Source organism: Amycolatopsis sp. CA-126428, assembly GCF_002904335.1.
In the GTDB taxonomy this organism is placed as follows: Bacteria; Actinomycetota; Actinomycetes; order Mycobacteriales; family Pseudonocardiaceae; genus Amycolatopsis.
Window position 1 is genome coordinate 1 of the sequence record NZ_PPHF01000115.1, and the last position, 1998, is coordinate 1998.

Sequence of the window (1998 nt, forward strand, 5' to 3'; positions counted from 1 at the left end):
GACCGAGATGGTGATGCCCTCGGCAGCCAGCTCGGTGGCGATCCGGCGGGCGGAGTACTTGCGCTGGCGGCGTAGCTGCTCGATCCGGGCCACCACCTCGGCGTGGGTGGCGGTGGGCTGGTGGTGCGGGACGGTGGGCCGGTCGAGCAGACCGGTCTCGCCGTGGCGTCGGTAGCGGTTGACCCATTTGGATGCGCATTGGCGGGAGATGCCCATCTCCGCGGCGACGTGGGCGATCGGGCGGGTCTGGCAACGCTGCACGAGCCGGCGGCGGCCCTCGAGGGACAGCGGGGCATTACGGTGGTGCATGGACGGGTCTTTCTGCTCGGCGTGATGAGTGGGTCGCACTTCTCATCCTGCCGCCGAAAGACCCGTCCCTCGTCTCAGGCCTTCGCCCGCGTCACCAACGTCATGACCCGCAACAGATGTCCTGGCAGCACAGTTGCTCGACGAGCCGCGCAAGCCGCAGCTGCGGCAGCCGCGGGTGGTCGAGGAGGTGTTCGGCCGCCAATCCCTCGCGCTGCTGGCCACTCTGGACACGGAGTGCGCCAGCGCGGACCAGCTCACCGAGTCCACCACCACAGCGTTCCAGCAGCACCCGGATTATGCGATCATCACCAGCTTCCCAGGCCTGGCTGATCTGTCCGGCGCGCGTGTCCTGGGCGAGATCGGCGACGATCGCACACGCTTCAGCGACGCCCGCTCACTCAAGGCCGCGACGGCGAGACGCGGTTCGAAGACTTCGCCGAGGAGTGGCTCGAGGCGGTGGCTCCGCGGCTGGAGCTGAACACGGTCGCGAAGTACCGGTCGTTCCTCGACAACCAGCTGCTCCCGCAGTGGAAGGCATGGCCGTTGGTCGCGATCTTCAACGGGTATGTCGAGATCGAGCGGTGGCTCTCGGAGCTGCACGATGAGTTCGCCGAGTCGTCCGTGTCCTCGTACTTCGCGCTCTTCTCGACGATCCTGAACGGCGCCGTGCGGGCCCGGATGATTCCGGCGAACCCGTGCAACGGCGTACGGGTGACCAACGGAGAGTTCGACACGGAGCGGCTGGTGGCTACGCCGGCCCAGGCGCTGAGGGCCGCGATGCGGCTCTACGAGCTGGGGCTCGGGATGTCGGGGTTCGTGTTGTGCTTGATGGATGTCTATACCGGCGCCCGATGGGGTGAACTTGTCGGGCAGCAGCGGCATGAGTACGACGCCGAGCGCCGCGGCATCGAGATCCGGTCGCCGCTGAAAGAAGTGGGCGGGAAGGTCTACAAAGGAGGCCGGAAGAGTGATGACCATCACTCGGACGGCCGCCAGCGGCCCCCGACAAGGCGGGGGAACTCCCGGCCCAAGAAGGGCCGGACCAAAACCCCTGCAGGGACTCGATTCGTGGCACTCCCGCCGGGGATCGCGGTGCTCTACGAGGAGCTGATGGACAGCCACCGTGATCCGTTCGTGCTGTGCACTCCGGAGGGGCATCCGTGGCGGCGGTCGAACTTCCGGATCAGGTTCTGGCGGCCGGCGTGGGACGGGATCGATCTGGACGAGTCTGGGGCGGGGGAGCGGCGGCCACCGATTCTGCCGACCTTCACCTTCCACGAAGGGCGGCACACGCACGCCACGTGGCTGACCGAGGACGGGATCCCGGAGGTAGCGCGCCGGGCGCGGCTGGGGCAGAAGATGAAGGGCATCGCGCGGGTCTACGACCACGTGACGCCGGCGATGGTGAACCAGATTCTGGATGTTCTCGAGGAGCGCTGGCTGCGGTCGCTGGCGTCGCTGTACCCGGGGGAGCGGGCCAAGCTGGTGTCCTGGTTCCCGCACCTGCGATCCAGGCGGGCCATCCCGGCGCCGGGTGCCATCGCCATTTCATCGCCATCTGACGACTGAAGCCCCGCCCCTCCGGGGAGGGACAGGGCTTCTGACCTGCGAAAACATGTGGTGCGCGATACTGGGATTGAACCAGTGACCTCTTCCGTGTCAGGGAAGCGCTCTCCCGCTGAGCTAATC

At 67.5% G+C, this 1998-nt stretch carries 3 protein-coding genes; 2 read left to right on the forward strand and 1 reads right to left on the reverse strand.

Annotated elements, in window-relative coordinates:
- The coding region (locus tag C2L58_RS27850; protein ID WP_146073698.1) for a helix-turn-helix domain-containing protein at positions 1–309 on the reverse strand (309 nt) is incomplete at its 3' end.
- A 133-nt stretch (positions 310–442) separates the two neighbouring features.
- Here C2L58_RS27850 and C2L58_RS27855 point away from each other — a divergent pair.
- Together C2L58_RS27855 and C2L58_RS27860 are read left to right on the forward strand one after the other, a co-directional pair.
- Positions 443–787, forward strand: a complete 345-nt coding sequence (locus C2L58_RS27855; RefSeq protein WP_199191473.1) for a hypothetical protein — start codon at positions 443–445, stop codon at positions 785–787.
- Positions 766–1878 (forward strand): tyrosine-type recombinase/integrase, encoded by a 1113-nt coding sequence (locus C2L58_RS27860; protein WP_233225973.1) that lies wholly within the window; start codon positions 766–768, stop codon positions 1876–1878. The genes C2L58_RS27855 and C2L58_RS27860 overlap by 22 nt, the downstream gene beginning before the upstream one ends.
- Positions 1879–1998: the final 120 nt, after the last annotated feature.